Annotated in this window: 14 protein-coding genes, 3 tRNA genes and 1 pseudogene; 6 read left to right on the top strand and 12 right to left on the bottom strand. The window is 42.5% G+C overall.

From position 1 onward, the window contains the following. Positions 1–2: 2 nt before the first annotated feature. The 3 genes from ACROAE_RS18995 (at position 3) to fabV (ending at position 3,084) form a co-directional block, all read left to right on the top strand. Entirely contained in the window at positions 3–1,010 is a 1,008-nt protein-coding gene (locus ACROAE_RS18995) for an oligopeptide/dipeptide ABC transporter ATP-binding protein (RefSeq protein WP_432405235.1), read from the top strand. Then, positions 991–1,776 (top strand): peptide ABC transporter ATP-binding protein, encoded by a 786-nt coding sequence (locus ACROAE_RS18990; RefSeq protein WP_432405231.1) that lies wholly within the window; start codon positions 991–993, stop codon positions 1,774–1,776. The genes ACROAE_RS18995 and ACROAE_RS18990 overlap by 20 nt, the downstream gene beginning before the upstream one ends. 105 nt (positions 1,777–1,881) lie before the next feature. Then, entirely contained in the window at positions 1,882–3,084 is a 1,203-nt protein-coding gene (gene fabV / locus ACROAE_RS18985; protein ID WP_432405226.1) for an enoyl-ACP reductase FabV, read from the top strand. Between the two features lie 348 nt (positions 3,085–3,432). On the opposite strand, the gene ACROAE_RS18980 is transcribed toward fabV, so the two are convergent. From ACROAE_RS18980 to ACROAE_RS18935, 10 genes are all read right to left on the bottom strand, one after another. Continuing rightward, positions 3,433–4,326 (bottom strand): AraC family transcriptional regulator, encoded by an 894-nt coding sequence (locus ACROAE_RS18980; protein WP_432405223.1) that lies wholly within the window; start codon positions 4,324–4,326, stop codon positions 3,433–3,435. 284 nt (positions 4,327–4,610) lie between these two features. Beyond that, on the bottom strand, positions 4,611–6,488 hold the full coding sequence (locus ACROAE_RS18975; protein ID WP_432405219.1) for a SurA N-terminal domain-containing protein: 1,878 nt from the start codon (positions 6,486–6,488) through the stop codon (positions 4,611–4,613). Positions 6,489–6,708: 220 nt separating this feature from the next. Continuing rightward, entirely contained in the window at positions 6,709–6,981 is a 273-nt protein-coding gene (hupB, locus tag ACROAE_RS18970; protein WP_160053351.1) for a nucleoid-associated protein HU-beta, read from the bottom strand. A gap of 263 nt (positions 6,982–7,244) precedes the next feature. After that, the gene (gene lon / locus ACROAE_RS18965) at positions 7,245–9,596 is read right to left on the bottom strand and encodes an endopeptidase La (RefSeq protein WP_432405214.1); all 2,352 of its coding nucleotides are present in this window, start codon (positions 9,594–9,596) and stop codon (positions 7,245–7,247) included. Positions 9,597–9,727: 131 nt separating this feature from the next. Beyond that, a complete protein-coding gene (gene clpX / locus ACROAE_RS18960; protein WP_432405211.1) occupies positions 9,728–11,008 on the bottom strand; it encodes an ATP-dependent protease ATP-binding subunit ClpX in 1,281 nt (426 codons plus the stop codon). A 132-nt stretch (positions 11,009–11,140) separates the two neighbouring features. After that, positions 11,141–11,752 carry an ATP-dependent Clp endopeptidase proteolytic subunit ClpP gene (gene clpP, locus ACROAE_RS18955; RefSeq protein ID WP_432405208.1) on the bottom strand — a complete coding sequence of 204 codons (612 nt, stop codon included), beginning with the start codon at positions 11,750–11,752 and terminating at the stop codon, positions 11,141–11,143. 92 nt (positions 11,753–11,844) lie between these two features. After that, positions 11,845–13,149, bottom strand: coding sequence for a trigger factor (gene tig, locus ACROAE_RS18950; protein WP_432405204.1), 1,305 nt, complete (start codon positions 13,147–13,149; stop codon positions 11,845–11,847). 387 nt (positions 13,150–13,536) lie between these two features. Then, positions 13,537–13,612, bottom strand: a tRNA-His gene (locus tag ACROAE_RS18945). A gap of 8 nt (positions 13,613–13,620) precedes the next feature. Further along, positions 13,621–13,697, bottom strand: a tRNA-Arg gene (locus ACROAE_RS18940). Between the two features lie 94 nt (positions 13,698–13,791). After that, a tRNA-Pro gene (locus ACROAE_RS18935) sits at positions 13,792–13,868 on the bottom strand. A 276-nt stretch (positions 13,869–14,144) separates the two neighbouring features. Between ACROAE_RS18935 and folD the strand changes: the two genes are divergently transcribed. Further along, entirely contained in the window at positions 14,145–14,999 is an 855-nt protein-coding gene (folD, locus tag ACROAE_RS18930) for a bifunctional methylenetetrahydrofolate dehydrogenase/methenyltetrahydrofolate cyclohydrolase FolD (RefSeq protein WP_432405200.1), read from the top strand. 88 nt (positions 15,000–15,087) lie between these two features. Here the strand turns inward: folD and cysS are convergent, their stop codons facing one another. Next, complete coding sequence (gene cysS, locus ACROAE_RS18925; RefSeq protein WP_432405197.1) at positions 15,088–16,467, bottom strand: cysteine--tRNA ligase; 1,380 nt, start codon at positions 16,465–16,467, stop codon at positions 15,088–15,090. Positions 16,468–16,610: 143 nt separating this feature from the next. On the opposite strand from cysS, the gene ACROAE_RS18920 reads away from it, so the two are divergent. Both ACROAE_RS18920 and ACROAE_RS18915 read left to right on the top strand, forming a co-directional pair. Then, positions 16,611–17,105, top strand: a complete 495-nt coding sequence (locus ACROAE_RS18920; protein ID WP_432405194.1) for a peptidylprolyl isomerase — start codon at positions 16,611–16,613, stop codon at positions 17,103–17,105. A 2-nt stretch (positions 17,106–17,107) separates the two neighbouring features. Then, a complete protein-coding gene (locus tag ACROAE_RS18915; RefSeq protein ID WP_432405191.1) occupies positions 17,108–17,830 on the top strand; it encodes a UDP-2,3-diacylglucosamine diphosphatase in 723 nt (240 codons plus the stop codon). Between the two features lie 32 nt (positions 17,831–17,862). Here ACROAE_RS18915 and miaE read toward each other — a convergent pair. Then, positions 17,863–18,273: pseudogene (gene miaE, locus ACROAE_RS18910) on the bottom strand (tRNA isopentenyl-2-thiomethyl-A-37 hydroxylase MiaE); the annotation flags it as partial. Positions 18,274–18,399 lie beyond the last annotated feature (126 nt).

Raw genomic sequence — 18,399 nt, 5'->3', positions numbered from 1 at the left:
TTATGCCATTACTCGACGTGCGTAATCTCACCATTGAACTCGATACCGCTCAAGGCCGCGTTAAAGTGCTTGAAAAGGTCAGCCTGACCATCAATCCAGGTGAAATCCATGGTTTAGTGGGTGAATCAGGTTCTGGTCGCAGCTTATTTGCTAAAGCGATTTTAGGTGTATTGGGCCCCAATTGGCACATTATCGCCGACCGTATGATGTGGGACGGTAAAAACCTGCTTGAAATGAGCGCCAAAGAACGTCGTAATTTAATGGGTTGCGACATCGCAATGATTTTCCAAGATCCATCCGGGAGTTTGGATCCAGTTAAAACGATTGGCAGTCAAATTATTGAAGCCATGATACCCAATAAGAATGTGCCTTTTTGGCGTCGTAGCCGCGACACCTATCTAAATGCACAAAAATGGTTACATAAAGTCGGCATCAAAAAACCTAAACAGCTGATGAAATGTTATCCATGGGAGTTGTCAGAGGGCGAATGCCAAAAAGTCATGATTGCAATGGCGGTGGCAAATCACCCTAAATTATTGATTGCTGATGAGCCGACCAACTCGATGGAGCTCAATACTCAGGCACAAATTTTTAGGTTATTGTCTCAACTTAATCAACTGCAAAATGTCTCCATATTACTGGTGAGCCACGAGCTTGAAATTATGGTGAACTGGTGTGATAACCTGACCATTTTATACAGTGGTCAGGTGATGGAATCTGGGCCTGCTGCGGCAATGGCAGAATTGCCCTTTCATCCTTACACTCGAGCACTGTTAAAAAACTTACCTGATCACACTCAAAAAATGCGTCATAAAGCTGACTTACCAACGTTACAAGGTTCGTCACCGTCGATGCAGCACTTGCCTGCAGGATGTCGACTCGGTCCACGCTGCCCTGAAGCTCAGCGTAAATGCGTAAAACAGCCAAACCTTGAGCACATTAAAGGGCGCTATTTTGCCTGCCATTTCCCTTACCAAAGTGAGCAAGAAGATGACGACGCCATTGCTTAAAGTGAACGACTTGTGCAAACAATACGTCACAGGTTATAAACGTTTTAAACCACAATACTATCAAGCTTTGGCGCCTGTATCGTTTGAGCTCGAACGCGGTGAAACCATGGCGATTGTGGGTTCTGTTGGTTCAGGAAAGAGTACGCTAGCGCGTATTTTAGTGGGTGCAGAACGACGCAGCGGCGGTGAGATTTTTTTTGAAGGTGAAGCGTTAGAAACACGCAACCAAAAACAACGATGCCGATTAATCAGGATGATTTTTCAAGATCCCACCACATCACTCAATCCACGTTTATCAATAGGTAATTTACTTAAAGAGCCTTTACGTTTTAATACCACGCTGAATTCGAACGAGCGTAAAGCCTTAGTGTTTGAAACCCTGCGTAAAGTAGGATTACTGCCAGAGCATGCCGATTTTTACCCGCATATGATTTCAGAAGGCCAAAAGCAGCGCGTTGCCGTTGCACGGGCATTAATGCTCAACCCGAAAATTATTATTGCCGATGAAGCCTTAACCGCGCTGGATTTATCGGTTCGGTCGCAAATCATTAACCTATTGTTAAAGTTACAAAAAGAGATGGGTTTGTCGTATATTTTCGTGTCGCACAATCTCAATATTGTCCGCCATGTTAGCGACAAAGTCATGGTGTTACAAAATGGCGTTATGGTAGAGAAAACCACCACCGAAGCGTTATTTAACTCACCTCAACATGAATACACCCAACGGCTTATTCAAGAGCAAAGTCAATTTATGCAACGACGCTAAACTGCTCCAACCACTGTACATTTACAGGCTTTTTAGCAAAAATCAGTGCCATTTACGCGTCGAACTATTTATCCTAGAGCCAATGTTAAAGGAAGAAACCTAAATATGATTATTAAACCTAAGATCCGTGGCTTTATTTGTACAACAACTCACCCTGTTGGCTGTGAAGCCAATGTAAAAGAGCAAATTGAACTCACCAAAGCCAAAGGCAAAATTGCTCATGGCCCTAAAAAAGTCCTTGTTGTGGGCTCTTCAAGTGGCTATGGCTTGTCATCTCGTATTGCCTCAGCATTTGGCAGTGATGCAGCAACTATCGGTGTATTTTTTGAAAAACCAAGCTCAGAAACCAAACCAGGTACTGCTGGGTGGTACAATACCGCGGCATTCGACAAATTTGCAAAAGCGGAAGGCTTATATTCCAAAAGCATCAATTGCGACGCCTTTAGCCATGCAGCCAAACAACAAGTTATTGACCTAATCAAACAAGATTTAGGCCAAATCGACATGGTGGTATATTCATTAGCATCACCGGTTCGCAAACTACCAGACACAGGTGAAGTGATCCGCTCATCACTTAAACCTATTGGTCAAACGTATACTGCTACGGCGGTTGATACCAATAAAAATACTATTATCGACACTTCTGTAGAACCCGCAACTGAGCAAGAAATTGCCGACACCATTACCGTAATGGGCGGCCAAGACTGGGAATTATGGATGAATGCGCTTAGCGATGCTGGCGTATTAGCTGATGGCTGCAAAACCGTGGCTTACAGCTACATCGGTACTGAGCTAACCTGGCCAATCTACTGGCATGGTGCACTTGGGCAAGCCAAGATGGATTTAGACCGCGCAGCACATGCGTTAAATAACCAATTAGCTCCGAAAGGTGGCTCTGCTAACGTCGCTGTGCTAAAAAGCGTCGTCACTCAAGCCAGCTCAGCCATTCCAGTCATGCCACTGTACATTGCCATGGTATTTAAAAAGATGCGTCAAGAAGGCCTACACGAAGGCTGCATGGAGCAAATTTACCGTTTGTTTACCGAACGTTTATACCGTGAAGATGGTCAAGCACCTGTCGTAGACAGCGAAAACCGTTTGCGTTTAGACGATTGGGAATTACGTGAAGATATTCAGCAACACTGCCGCGATTTATGGCCACTAGTGACCACTGAAAACCTCAGCGAGTTAACGGACTACAATGAATACAAAGAAGAGTTTTTAAAACTGTTCGGTTTTGGTATTGATGGTATCGATTACGAAGCTGATGTTGATCCTAACGTGACATTTGAGGTAATTGAACTGTAACATTCAATTAGCATCTCGTTAGTTCAAACCATTTAACGAAAAGCCGCAATGCACTGCATAGCGGCTTTTTTGTATTTGAAATAGTGACGAAACTTACTGTCGCTAATCCTTCTTAATATATTTGCTTACCGTCAAATCATCTAATACCTGTACAACAAAGGGTTACATTCACGGTCTAGAAATTAATTAGCCATAAAAAAGGGTTAAGCCAGATGGCTTAACCCAAAGGTTGCTGCACGTAAGGTATCAATGGTGTGGATTTGCGCTGAGTTAATGAAAAACATCCAACCATAAGTTATAGCAATAACCTCATTCCAATGATTTTACTCAACGAACAACTTTAAAAGTCTATTGTATCGGCAGATAAATTTTAACATGTTGCACTTGCCCGTCTGCCGCTGCCACATCAAGGCGCTCGAACATCAACGGCGAATCACGTAATTCAACATTATGGGTATTAAGCCATTGGCGATACAAATAACTAACGCCATCATGTAATAACGAGTTGATGTTGTTACCTGCAGTATCGCTACTCACTAACATCATAGCGTAGCGACCTGCTGGGATAACTTTAGTCTGTATATCAGGATCTGTTAAGCCGCTTGAGGCTAATCGTACGAAATTGTCGCTGTCGAGAGATACACCAATACCCATGTGGTAAGGATTGTCCTGTGGATGGCTATAGAGCAAGTAGTACGTATGCCCAACATTATGGCCTAATGCATTACATTGACGCCATTGTATAAACCGCTGAACAGTAACGGGGATATCACTAAAATGACCGGTGTGGTTCATGATCGCTAATACTAGCGGATCGAGTGCGATTTCAGTGACTGAGTAATGAAAATCGTTTTCTGAAGGTGCTTGAAATGATTTGAGAGGTTGCTGCTTAGAAAAGAAATTACCCCAATCAGGTGCATGTTGAAATGATTGTGGACTTTGACCAATGCTGTCAGTGAAAGATTGGACAAAATGAGTCTCATCAATATAACCCAAACTAGTTGCAATCGTTGCGAGTGGTATTTGTTCACCAAAACCTAATTGGTGCGCCGCCTGTAAACTCTTGAGTAAATCTACGTATTGTTCAATCGATAAACGATAAAGCGCATGAAATAAATGTCTAAAATGAGATTCAGCAATGCCGGAAATTTCAGCGAGAACACTGATGTTTACAGGAACATGCATATGCTTATCGACATACGCGAGCGCTTGTTCAAATGCTTTATCAAGTCTATGGCTCACTGCCATCTCCTTAGTCTTTAAATTTATACCATTATCGACGATTAACCGACTAAATGAATAACCTTCTATTTAAATAATCAACAACTCAACATGACTCAATATCGAAACGTTGAGGTTATTTAATTTGATCGAATAATGTTTACCACACTACTTAATTCGCAAATGCGTTAATGCTCAAATTCAACCAGCGCCTCAGCTAAACGACATGGTGTTATCACTTTAAAAACAAAAAGACCTAGGTTTGTAGCCTAGGTCTTTTTTAAGTATTCATGGCAGCGACTTAATTAGTCAACTACTGGGTACTCAATTTCAGCATCAGCTTTAAGCGTAGCGATGACCGCACGATAGTCTGCTTCACTGTATTGTGGTGCTAAACGTTGCTTAAGAGTATTAATTAAGTTGTCATTAATCCCTTCAGCTTCATTCACTTTATCAACCACAATAACCGCATAACCTGTTGCTAACGCAGCAGTATCAATCGTGACACTGTTTGCTGCTGGAGCGGCAATCTTAAAGGCTTTATCGGTAATAGCTTGATCAATATCTTGATTAAAACGACCTAGCTTTGGCAATGCTGTTAATGTTGCACCGCTTAACGTGTCGTTACCTGCTTTTAACTGAGCCATAAATTCGGCCGCTTTTTCACGGGCGGTTTCATTAGCTTTGTCTTGCTTTAAGCGATCGCTAATCCCAGATTTAACATCAGCAAATGGCATAGTACCTGCCATAGTGTGTTGTTTCATACGAATAACAATCACATGATTAGGTGCCAATTCAATGACATCACTGTTCATGCCACTGGCTAACACTTGATCAGAGAATGCAGCTTTAATGAACTCAGGGTTATTAAATTGCGCAGGAACATTGTCACGCGAAAATAATGCGGTAGTTTGCACTTTACCGCCAACAGCTTGCGCAGTTTCGCTTAACGTATCAGGAATTTCATAACTGGTATCAGCAAGTTTACTTTGTAAGCCATAAAACACATCAAGGGCTTTCTTTTCTTGCAACTGAGCAACAATTTTTGCTTTTACATCAGCAAATGCAGTTGCTTGGCTTGCTTGTAAATCAAGTAACTTAATGATGTGATAACCAAATTCACTCTTAACAACTGGTGAAACTTGATCTTGTTGTAAAGCAAATAATGCTTCATCAAAAGCAGGATCCATGACGCCTTGCTCAAACCAATCTAATTGACCGCCTTGCTCTGCACTTAATTTATCGTCTGAATCGGCTTTCGCGACATCAGCAAAATCTTCGCCGTTATTAAGCTTAGCGGCAATCGCGTCTGCTTTGGCTTTATCTGCACTGTCATCGTCAGTAGCAGCAACAAATATATGTGCAGCTAAACGCTTTTCAGCTGTTTGATATTGCGATTGATGCTCGTCGTAATACGCTTTCACTTCTTCGTCTGAAGTTTGGCTGTTTTGAGCCATGTCAGTCGCGTTAAGTTCAACATACTCTAAGCTGACTTGTTCTGGGCTCATAAACTGAATGACGTTAGCATCGTAATAGGTTTGAGCTTCTTCGTCAGACACTGAAACTGTCGATAAGTAAGGTGTAGAATCAACCACTAAATAACGAATGTCGCGTGTTTGACCCTGAACTTGTGCAAGCTGTTTAGCTTCACCGTCAAGCACAAACTCACTGCCCACTAATGCATTTAATAACTGACGGCGAGTCATATCAACACGCATCATGGTTCTAAAACTGGTCGTTTGATAACCTAACTGACGCAGTACCGCAAGGTAACGGTCATTATCAAATTTACCATCAGTTTGAAAAGCAGGCTCTTCAATAATGGCTTTTTTGATTTGCTCATCAGATACACGTAAACCTAATTTATTAGCAGCTTGATCAATTAATTTATCAGCCACTAAACGGTCTAGTACACCTTTCTTAATGCCATTCATGTAATTGTCATCAGCGGCTAATGCATTAAACATTTCACCTAACTGTTGCTCAATGCGTGAGCGTTCATTTTGGAATGCATTTTCAAGTTCACTGGCGCTAACTTCTTCACCATTAACGATTGCAGCAGGTACACCTGTGTTAGAGCCTAAATAGCTACTGACACCGGCAAAAGCAAAAGAAAGTATCACAAGCACAAGAATTGTTTTAGCAACAACCCCTTGTGAGCCTTCACGGATTTTTTCTAACATCTGAATTCTCGCTTGTTGCGATTAATAAAATAAAAAGGCGCATCACCTTGTGGATGCGCCTTAATGTAAATTATATGGAGTTATCAGACGCTACCACGGGTATGACCCAATACTCCCAATATTCGTTATGCTATACATAACAATATTGCTTTTCGTAAAAAGCACCGCCTAAGCAGTGCTTGTATTACGAATGCCTTACAAAGGCTACGTTGCTAACGATTTAGTTAACAGCGTCTTTTAACGCTTTGCCAGCTTTGAACGCAGGAATGTTCGCAGCAGCAATTTTAATTTCTTTACCCGTTTGTGGGTTACGGCCAGTACGTTCAGCACGTTGACGTACTTCAAATGTACCAAAACCAACTAGAGAAATCTTATCGCCTTCTTTAAGACCTTCAGTTACCGCAGCGATAAATGAGTCTAGTGCGCGGCCAGCAGCAGCTTTAGAAATATCAGCACCAGATGCGATTTTCTCGATTAGTTCAGATTTGTTCATGTCATCCCCTTGAATGTTATTGTCGCGCCGCAACCAAATCCGTGTTTAGAGCGGTCTGCGGAGGCTTTATTGTAATAAGTTTGATAACACATCAAACCTAGTATGAAAACCAAAAAAATAAAATTGGATACAGCTCAAAGTCAGATGCCCCAAGGGCTTGGTGCGTCTGACTCTCCACAGACCTAGGCTACCACAGGTCAGCGTTTTGTTAAGCCCCTTTTTTCATTTTTTTTATGCTCTACAGCAATTTTTTAACTGATAAGCTATTTTTTAACCACTTCAAAGCCTTCAACTGGTCGCTCAAGCGCCAATTTCAATACTTCGTCAATCCAACGCACTGGATGAATGATTAAATCTGCAATCACATTTGCTGGAATTTCTTCCAAGTCGCGCTCATTTTCTTTAGGAATCAACACGTGTTTGATCCCGCCGCGATGTGCTGCAAGTAATTTTTCTTTCAATCCACCAATCGGTAGCACTTCACCACGCAAGGTTATTTCACCTGTCATAGCAACATCACTGCGCACTGGATTACCCGTTAAGCTAGACACTAACGCAGTACACATTGCCGCACCCGCTGAAGGACCGTCTTTTGGTGTAGCACCTTCAGGTACGTGCACATGAATATCACGTTTTTCATAAAAGTCGCCGTTAATACCGAGGTTTTCAGCACGAGCACGAACGACGGTCATCGCCGCTTGAATCGACTCTTTCATGACATCGCCCAGCGAACCGGTATAAGTGAGTTTACCTTTACCGGCAACTGAAGTGGCTTCAATTGTTAATAAGTCACCACCAACCTGTGTCCATGCCAGCCCGGTTACTTGACCGATTTGGTTGTTCGATTCAGCTTTACCAAAATCAAAACGTTGTACACCTAGGAATGACTTTAAATTCTCTTGATTAACTTCAACAACTTTGACGGTTTTATCAAGCAAAATGTGCTTAACCACTTTACGACAAATCTTCGATAATTCACGCTCTAATGAACGCACACCCGCTTCACGAGTGTAATAACGAATAATCCCTAAAATGGCGCTGTCATCAACCTTAATTTCTTTTGCTTTAAGACCGTTACGTTCAATTTGCTTAGTCAATAGATGTTGTTTAGCAATATTAAGTTTCTCATCTTCGGTATAACCCGCTAAACGAATAACTTCCATACGGTCAAGTAACGGACCTGGTATATCCATTGAGTTTGACGTAGCGACAAACATCACATCAGATAAGTCATAATCGACTTCGAGGTAATGATCGTTGAACGTTGCATTCTGTTCAGGATCGAGCACTTCTAATAATGCTGACGATGGATCGCCACGCATATCTGAGCTCATCTTGTCGATTTCATCGAGTAAGAACAATGGGTTTTTAACACCCACTTTGGCCATTTTTTGAATGACTTTACCTGGCATTGAGCCAATATAAGTACGGCGATGACCACGAATTTCAGCTTCATCACGAACGCCACCTAATGCAACGCGCACGTACTTACGCCCCGTCGCTCTCGCGATAGATTGACCCAGTGACGTTTTACCCACACCTGGAGGTCCGACTAAACACAAGATAGGGCCTTTAAGTTGTTTCACGCGACTTTGCACGGCTAAATATTCAAGAATACGCTCTTTGACTTTTTCAAGTCCGTAATGGTCAGCATCGAGTACTTCTTGGGCCTTGGCTAAATCACGCTTAATTTTAGAGCGTTGTTTCCATGGCACTGATGTCATCCAGTCAACGTAACTGCGCACAACAGTGGCTTCGGCTGACATTGGCGACATCATTTTGAGTTTATTTAACTCTGCAGAGGCTTTCTCTTTAGCGTCACTTGGCATGCCAGCTTCTTCAATCTTGCGCGCCAGCACTTCAAATTCGTCATGGGTTTCGTCTATATCGCCTAATTCTTTTTGGATGGCTTTCATTTGCTCATTCAAATAGTATTCGCGCTGACTTTTTTCCATCTGTTTTTTAACACGAGTACGGATACGTTTTTCAACTTGTAGCAAGTCGATTTCCGATTCCATCATCGCCATTAAATATTCAAGACGTTCGCCGACGTTGATCATTTCTAATACCGATTGCTTGTCTTCAAGCTTTAACGGCATGTGCGCCGCCATGGTATCGGCTAAACGCGCGGCTTCATCAATTCCCGACAATGAAGTTAATACTTCAGGAGGGATTTTTTTATTTAACTTGATGTAGCCTTCAAATTGACCGATAGCACTGCGAACCAGTACTTCTTCTTCTTTGTCGCTCAACGCTTGAGATTCAAGGTACTCAGCAGTCGCAACAAAGAATTCTTCTTCTTGAGTGTAGCGAGTGATTTTAGCGCGTTGGCCACCTTCAACTAACACCTTTACGGTGCCGTCAGGCAGTTTGAGCAGCTGTAAAATCGAGGCTACAGTACCAATATCAAAAATATCGTCTTTGGTTGGCTCGTCAAGATCAGCATCACGCTGAGCGACCAGTAAAATTTGTTTGTCTTGTTCCATTGCCGATTCTAGGCAACGAATGGATTTTTCCCGTCCTACGAATAGCGGAATTACCATATGCGGGTAAACCACCACATCTCGCAGTGGCAATACGGGGAGTTCGATATGCGCTTCACGCTCTTGGGTCATGGCTCGATTCCGTTTAATGAAATAGACTTAATATTGAGTATATTGGGGTGATGTTGTCAGTTTCAATGGTTAATACGAAAAAAGGAGCCCTATGGACTCCTTATTTTTCAATTTACTGACTATCAGGGTAATTATTGTTCGCCTGAAGCGGCCTGAGTGTCGGTATTTTCGTAAATTAAAATAGGTGCAGACTCGCCTTTAACCACAGACTCATCAATCACGGCTTTAATTACGCCGTCCGTTGATGGAATATCGTACATAGTGTCTAGCAAGATGCCTTCAACAATTGAACGTAATCCACGCGCACCGGTTTTACGAGACATCGCTTTATTGGCAATGGCGAGTAAGGCATCTTCGCGGAATTCAAGTTCCACGTTTTCCATTTCAAATAATGCACCATATTGCTTGGTCAATGCATTTTTAGGCTCAGATAAAATCTGCACTAGTGCAGCTTCATCTAACTCAGTTAGCGTAGCGACAACCGGTAAGCGACCAATAAATTCAGGTATTAAACCAAATTTAATTAAATCGCCTGGTTCAACTTGGCCTAAAATCTGTGAAATAGTCGCTTTGTCAGCTTCGCCTTTCACTTCAGCACCAAAACCAATGCCAGTACCGGTATGTGCGCGTTGCTCGATGACTTTTTCAAGCCCAGCAAATGCACCGCCACAAATAAACAGAATCTTTGAGGTATCTACCTGCAAAAACTCTTGTTGTGGGTGTTTACGACCGCCTTGTGGCGGAACAGAAGCAACAGTACCTTCAATGAGTTTAAGCAATGCTTGCTGAACACCTTCGCCCGATACGTCACGGGTGATTGATGGATTGTCAGACTTACGGCTAATTTTGTCGATTTCATCGATATAAACAATACCACGCTCAGCTTTTTCAACATCGTAATCGCATTTTTGCAGTAGCTTTTGAATGATGTTTTCAACATCTTCACCCACATAACCGGCTTCGGTTAGCGTGGTGGCATCAGCCATTGCAAAAGGGACATTGAGTGAACGGGCTAGCGTTTCTGCTAATAAGGTTTTACCGCTACCGGTTGGACCAATAAGTAAAATGTTACTTTTACCGAGCTCAACACCGCCTTTAATGGAACCATTACGTAACCGCTTGTAGTGGTTATAAACCGCAACCGCCAACACTTTTTTTGCTTTGTCTTGACCGATGACATAGTCATCAAGATGCTCGCGTAACTCATGTGGTGTCGGTAATTTGTCTTCATCGCGCTTTGGAGAAATCTCTTTGATTTCTTCACGGATGATGTCATTGCACAAATCAACACATTCGTCACACACATAAACCGATGGGCCAGCAATTAGCTTTCTGACTTCATGTTGGCTTTTTCCGCAAAAAGAGCAGTACAGCAGTTTGCCACTGTCACCGTTATTTTTGTTATCGCCCATTATTCTACCTCTGCTTGCAGCCTAGACGTTACATCTGAGCTCTGCTTGTCGATATGTTTACCGTCTGCATATCTGGATTATTCGTTATCTAAGATGAAGAATAACCCAGTCGCAGCAAAAAATCAGCCTGTATTAACCGCGAGTGGTTAAAAGCGAATCCACTAAACCGTATTCAACCGCTTGAGTTGCACTCATAAAGTTATCGCGGTCGGTATCACGCTCTACCACTTCTAGCGGTTGACCGGTGTGATCGGCTAGCATTTGGTTTAATTTATTCTTAATGCCTAGGATTTCCTGAGCGTGGATAGCAATATCTGACGCCTGACCTTGGAAACCGCCTAATGGCTGATGGATCATGACACGTGAGTTAGGTAAACAGTGACGCTTACCTTTGGCTCCGCCGGCAAGTAAAAATGCGCCCATGCTTGCAGCTTGGCCCATACATACTGTACTGACGTTAGGTTTGATAAATTGCATGGTGTCATAAATAGCCATACCCGCAGTGACCGAACCACCTGGAGAGTTAATATATAGGTAGATGTCTTTGTCTGGGCTTTCTGACTCAAGGAATAATAACTGAGCAACAATGAGGTTAGCCATATGTTCTTCAACCTGGCCAACTAAAAAAATAACACGCTCTTTTAATAAACGAGAGTAGATATCGTAAGAACGTTCGCCTTTCGCTGTTTGTTCAACAACCATAGGTACAAGCGCATTGAGTACTGATTCTGGTGCTTTATGCATTATTCATTTCCCTAAAAAATAAAAATGGCCCGCATGAGGAACCTCATACGAGCCATTATAAATGGCGAACGCCTTGTTAAGTCAAGCTTAGCTTACGCTTTGCCTGTAGCCTTGTTCATAAATTCTTCAAAAGCGACGTCTTTAGTCGTCACTTTAGCCGATTTTAGTAGGGCTTCAACAGCTTGTTCTTCAAGCGCTACGTTGCGCATGTTTTGCATGAGTTCTTTGTTTGAGTTGTAGTAAGTGACAACTTCAGATGGATCTTCATACGCAGAAGCCATAGATTCGATCAATGCATTAACGCGATCGTCTTCAGCTTTAAGCTCGTTTGTTTTGATGACTTCGCCTAATAGCAAACCAATCTTCACACGACGCTCAGCTTGCTCAGTGAATAATTCAGCTGGAAGCTCAGGCATATTTTCAGTTTGACCACCAAAACGTTGCATAGCTTGCTGACGTAATACGTTAACTTCACCATCAACTAATGCTTTAGGGATAACGATATCGTTAGCCGCTAATAAACCTGTAATCACTTGCTCTTTAACGTTAGCTTTAAGCGCTTGCTCTAGCTCACGAGTCATGTTTTTACGGATTTCAGCTTTAAGTGCTTCTAAACCACCATCTGCAATACCAAATAGTGAAGCAAATTCGTCATTCACTTCTGGCAAGCTTGCGCCTTGAACTTCAGTTAAGGTAATTGCGAATTTAGCCGCTTTACCTTTTAAGTTTTCAGCATGGTAATCTTCAGGGAAAGACACTTCGATTTCGAATTCGTCACCAGCTTTATGGCCAACAACGCCAGTTTCAAAACCAGGGATCATACGGTTTGAACCGATTTGTAGTTCGAAATCGTCAGCTTTTCCGCCTTCAAATTCTTCACCGTCGATAGACCCTACAAAGTTCATTTTAACTTTGTCGCTATCAGCAGCTTCACGCTCAACAGCAGCATAAGTAGCATGTTGCTTACGTAGCGTTTCAATCATGGTGTCAACGTCTGCATCGTTTACTTCAGCTTTAGGCTGTTCAACGGCAATCGTGTCTAAACCGGTTAATGCAACTTCTGGATAGATTTCAAATGTAGCAACAAACTGGAAAGTATCACCGTCAGTAGTACCAGGAGTAAATACTGGTGCGCCTGCTGGGTTTAATTTTTCAGCTACGATTGCTTCAATAAAGTTACGTTGCATCACTTCACCAGTGATGTCTTGGCGAATGGCTTTACCATAACGCTTGTTGATTTCAGTGACCGGTACTTTACCAGGACGGAAACCAGGAAGACGTGCACGCTTTGCTTCGCGAAGTACATTGTCTTTAACCAATTTCTCGATTTGCTCAGCAGGTACAGAAATAGTTAGGCGACGCTCTAGGCCTTGAGTTGTTTCAACAGAAACTTGCATTGTTTTACCTCGAAATATGTCTAACGTTCTTTTTAATAGTCGACAACTCAACTATTCGATATTCGTTTCTTGACCGTGTGTTTAGCTAAAGCCTCCAGCACAGCGATATTATGATGCTGAAGACGCTGTTGGTTCAGGTAGCTTATTTTTGATATTTATCAAGACGCGACATTATAGCCACCGTTTTTAGCATAGTCGAGCCTGAAAAGGTCGATTTACGCGATAAAAGGACTGACTTTTAGTCATTTTTGACGTGTTTGCACGTTTAATGTGCGAATTGATTTTATTGAGTTGCCAAGGAGTGATTTGGCTGAAGACTTTAATTAAGTATCAAAATGCAGGATACGTATTTTACTACGCTGTCGTTTTGATTAATCAAAGAAAAAATGGGGTGACTGATGGGGCTCGAACCCACGACAACCGGAATCACAATCCGGGACTCTACCAACTGAGCTACAATCACCACTGAAATGGTACGCCCGGCAGGGCTCGAACCTGCGACCACCCGCTTAGAAGGCGGGTGCTCTATCCAACTGAGCTACGGGCGCATGGCACAGCAATTTGCTGTATCCTGTCTGGCTAAACAAGCTTAACACTTGTTTTATTATTTGCTTAGTTAACACATAAACAAATAATGAAATTTGGTCGGTGATAGAGGATTCGAACCTCTGACCCTCTCGTCCCAAACGAGATGCGCTACCGGGCTGCGCTAATCACCGAATTTACTGTGTTCTTTAACACATGCAGTGTAACCATGTTGTCTCTAGAACGGAGCGCATCTTAACGAGTCACTTTGTTATCGTCAACGATTTTTTTGAGCTAATTGTCTATATGTTGAATTTAACAGCAAAAAGAGTGATTAGCATCATAGCGCGAATAGTTTATTCACTGTATTTCCCTGTCTTACAAATGACACTCTTTTAATCGCCTGTTAGAATACACCCCGATTTATTCATCAGCCTCAAGCCGCGCCATTCAAAGGAAACTCTACAGCCATGACTGCTCAACTTATTGACGGTAAAGCCATTGCACAATCTATCCGCAATACTCTTAAACAAAAAGTCACCGCACGCAAAGACGCTGGCCAAAGAGTTCCCGGACTGGCTGTTATTTTAGTCGGCAGCGATGCGGCCTCACAAGTTTACGTAGGCAGTAAACGCCGAGCCTGTGAAGAAGTCGGTTTTGAATCGCAATCATTTGACCTTGACACAAGCACATCAGAAGCGGAGTTATTGGCATTAATTGACCAGTGTAACGATAATCCCCAAATAGACGGCATTTTAGTGCAACTGCCGCTGCCTGAGCATATAGATGACTCTAAAGTGATTGAGCGTATTCGTCCTGATAAAGACGTTGATGGTTTCCACCCTTATAACGTTGGCCGTTTAGCTCAGCGTATTCCCGTGCTGCGCTCGTGCACACCCATGGGCATTATGACGTTAATCAAATCGACAGGGATCGATACTTACGGATTAGATGCAACTGTTGTTGGCGCTTCGAACATTGTTGGGCGTCCAATGACATTAGAGCTTTTGTTAGCCGGTTGTACTACGACGACTTGTCACCGTTTTACTAAAAACTTAGAACAAAAAGTTCGTCAGGCGGATTTATTAGTGGTTGCGGTCGGTAAACCCGGGTTTATTCCTGGTGAATGGATTAAGCCTGGTGCCATTGTGATTGATGTTGGCATTAATCGTCTAGAAAATGGCTCATTAGTCGGGGATGTGGAGTTTGATGTTGCAGTTGAAAACGCGGCCTTTATCACCCCGGTACCTGGCGGTGTTGGGCCAATGACCATTGCCAGTCTTTTAGAAAACACGCTTTATGCTTGTGAGCAATATCACAGCTAACTTATCGTGTTATTACACCGACCATGAGTAACGGTGAGACATTAAAAAGCCTGCAATTTGCAGGCTTTTTGCTTAATACATGACAGAGCTACTTTTTACGCCAAGTCGTGCCACTTGGGCCGTCTTCTAAAATCACCCCAAGCTCGTTTAAACGATCACGTGCTATATCGGCTGCTGGCCAATCTTTTTCTGTTCTAGCGCGGTTACGTTCAACAATTAGGGGTTCTATCTCTGCCACTTCATCATCTGTGCCCTCGCCTTTGAAAAAAGCTTCTGGCGTTTGGCTAATCAACCCTAACACATCGGTTAACTGCTTAAGGCTCACGCCTAGTGCAGAAGCCGCTGCCATGTCTGTTGTTTTGAGACGGTTGATTTCACGCACCATGTCAAACAACACTGAATAGGCTTCTGGGGTATTAAAGTCATCATCCATTGCATGCTTAAATTTAGCGACATATTGCTCAGCATCCGCTGCTGCAACAGTTAAATCTAAATCTTTAAGCGCTGTGTATAAACGCTCTAACGCTGCACGGGCTTGTTTTAAATTATCTTCTGAATAATTTAACTGGCTGCGATAATGGCCAGACAATAAAAAGTAACGTACTGTTTCTGGATCATAATGTTCAAGTACATCGCGAATAGTAAAGAAGTTACCTAACGACTTAGACATTTTCTCGCGATCAACCATCACCATACCAGAATGCATCCAGTAGTTAACATATGGCGTATCATGAGCACAGCAAGACTGAGCGATTTCATTTTCGTGATGGGGGAACTGTAAATCACTGCCTCCACCATGAATATCAAAATGCACACCTAAATGCTTGCTGTTCATGGCAGAACACTCAATATGCCAGCCTGGACGACCTTCACCCCATGGCGATGCCCAAGTAGGCTCGCCAGGTTTAGACATTTTCCACAATACAAAATCCATTGGGTTTTGCTTGCTTTGATCGACTTCAACTCGCGCACCGGCTTGTAATTGATCGAGGTTTTGGCCAGATAAGCGGCCATAGTCTTTGTATGACGCCACACTGAACAACACATCACCGTCTGGGGCAACATATGCATGACCACGGTCGAGAAGTAATTGTACCATGTCGATAATTTCAGGCATGTGCAGCGTTGCACGAGGCTCAAAGTCTGGACGTAACATATTTAACGAATCAAAATCACGGTGCATTTCTACCGTTAAACGTTCTGTTAATGCATCGCAAGATTCATTGTTCTCAGCGGCACGTTTAATGATTTTGTCATCAACATCGGTAATATTGCGCTGAAAATTCACCTCATAACCAATGTAACGTAAATAGCGTACGATCATGTCAAATGAAACAAAAGTACGCCCGTGACCAATGTGACACAAATCATAAATTGTCACGCCACAAACATACATGCCAATTTTGCCAGGGTTTATTGGTTTAAATTCTTGTTTTTCACGACTGATACTATTGTAAATTTTCAACATCAAAAGTTCTCTTTTACACTAATTCATAACGGTAAATGTTATTGATGAGTCTATCATGATGTCACTGGTTTTGAACACTGCACTTTATGCTGCAACCAAGATAAGTTAGAATCGCGCAAATTATTTTTTCTAGGTGAATATTAATGGTTACTTTACACACAAATTACGGCGACATTACTCTACAACTTGATGCCGAAAAAGCACCTTTAACAGTAGCTAACTTCATGAAGTATGTCGAAGAAGGCTTTTATGACAACACCATATTCCACCGTGTTATTGATGGTTTTATGATCCAAGGTGGTGGTTTTACCGAAGATATGGGCCAAAAGCGTTGCAATGAAACGGTGAAAAACGAAGCTAGCAATGGTTTATCAAACCGTAAAGGCACTGTCGCAATGGCGCGTACTTCAGATCCGCACTCTGCTACGGCTCAATTTTTCGTTAACATCAATGACAACACCTTCCTGGATTTTAAATCAGAAACCTCTCAAGGTTGGGGCTACTGTGTATTTGGTGAAGTGGTTGAAGGTTTAGATGTTGTTGAAAAAATCAAAGCGGTAGCCACTGGTAACCGTGGTATGCATCAAGATGTGCCTTTAGAAGCCGTTGTGATCAACAACGTCAGCGTAAAAGCGTAATTTTGAAGCGCACTGTCTTTGTGGGCGATTTGCACTTAAGTGCTGATCGTTCCGATATTACTCACGCATTTTTAGACTTTTTAACCCACGGCTTAAAAGACGCCGAGGCGCTATATATCATTGGCGATTTGTTTGAAGTATGGATGGGTGACGATATTGCTGAGCCATTTTCTCAAGATATCGCTAAAGCGATAAAGTCAGTTTCGACCCTAATGCCAGTCTATTTTATTCATGGTAATCGTGACTTTATGGTTGGACGTGCATTTTGCCAACAGGCCGGCATGAAAATTCTGCCTGAAGTGCATTGCATTGACTTGTATGGCACTCGAACGGTTATTCTTCACGGTGACAGTCTTTGTACGCTTGATGAAGCTTATCAACGCTTTAGACGTTTTCGCAGCATTGCGCTCGTTCGGTGGATTTATGCCAATATCTTGCCAAAGCAAACTCGCTTGAATATTGCGGCGAAAATTCGTCAAAAAAGTATTAAAGGTAATCAACAAAAGCATTACGAGATAATGGATGTTGAACCAACAGCTGTCGATGCGCTCTTATCGGCTACTGACTGTCAACGCATGATACACGGTCATACTCACAGACCTGACATTCATCACTTAGCCGATAATAAACAACGTGTAGTTGTTGGCGATTGGTATACGCAAGGCAGTGTGTTATCCGTTAGCTCACAAGGCTGCGAGTTGCAACAAAGGCCCTTCTCAGCCTAGCGCTTTGATCCTAGTTTATAAGATACTGGGATTTAGTGAGATACAGGAACGCCACTGTGAAAGCGAAATTCGCTATCTTCGGATAAAATCAATGCTGCTTCTTGCGCTCTAAAATAGGCAACCCGCTCACTAATATCTTTACCTGCAATGTTTTGCGCCAATACCAAGTAGTCTTGAAAATGTCGTGCTTCTGAGCGTAATAACGACACATAAAACCTAGCCAACTCATCATCCAAATGCGGTGCCAGCTTAGCAAAGCGTTCACAAGATCTAGCCTCAATAAAAGCGCCAACAATTAATTTATCGACAATTTTTAACGGTTCATGAGTACGAACATGGCTAATAAGCTGTTTTGCGTATGTGCCTGCACGAATGTTGCTGTATTCAATATTTCTGGCCGTCATAATTTGCAAAACTTGTTCAAAATGATGAAACTCTTCTTTGTATTAAGCGACAATTACGGTGGCCGGTCTAGCGACAATTATCTTGGCCGGTTGATCTGATAAGGTTCGGTACAGCAGAACGGAGGAGTTCACTGTGCCGGGAACACGAATCACTGATCAGCAGGT

The sequence above is a fragment of the Shewanella sp. MF05960 genome (genome assembly GCF_050849305.1).
In the GTDB taxonomy this organism is placed as follows: Bacteria; Pseudomonadota; Gammaproteobacteria; order Enterobacterales; family Shewanellaceae; genus Shewanella.
Note: the sequence above shows the minus strand (reverse complement) of the source record. Positions and strands in the feature narration are given on the sequence as shown.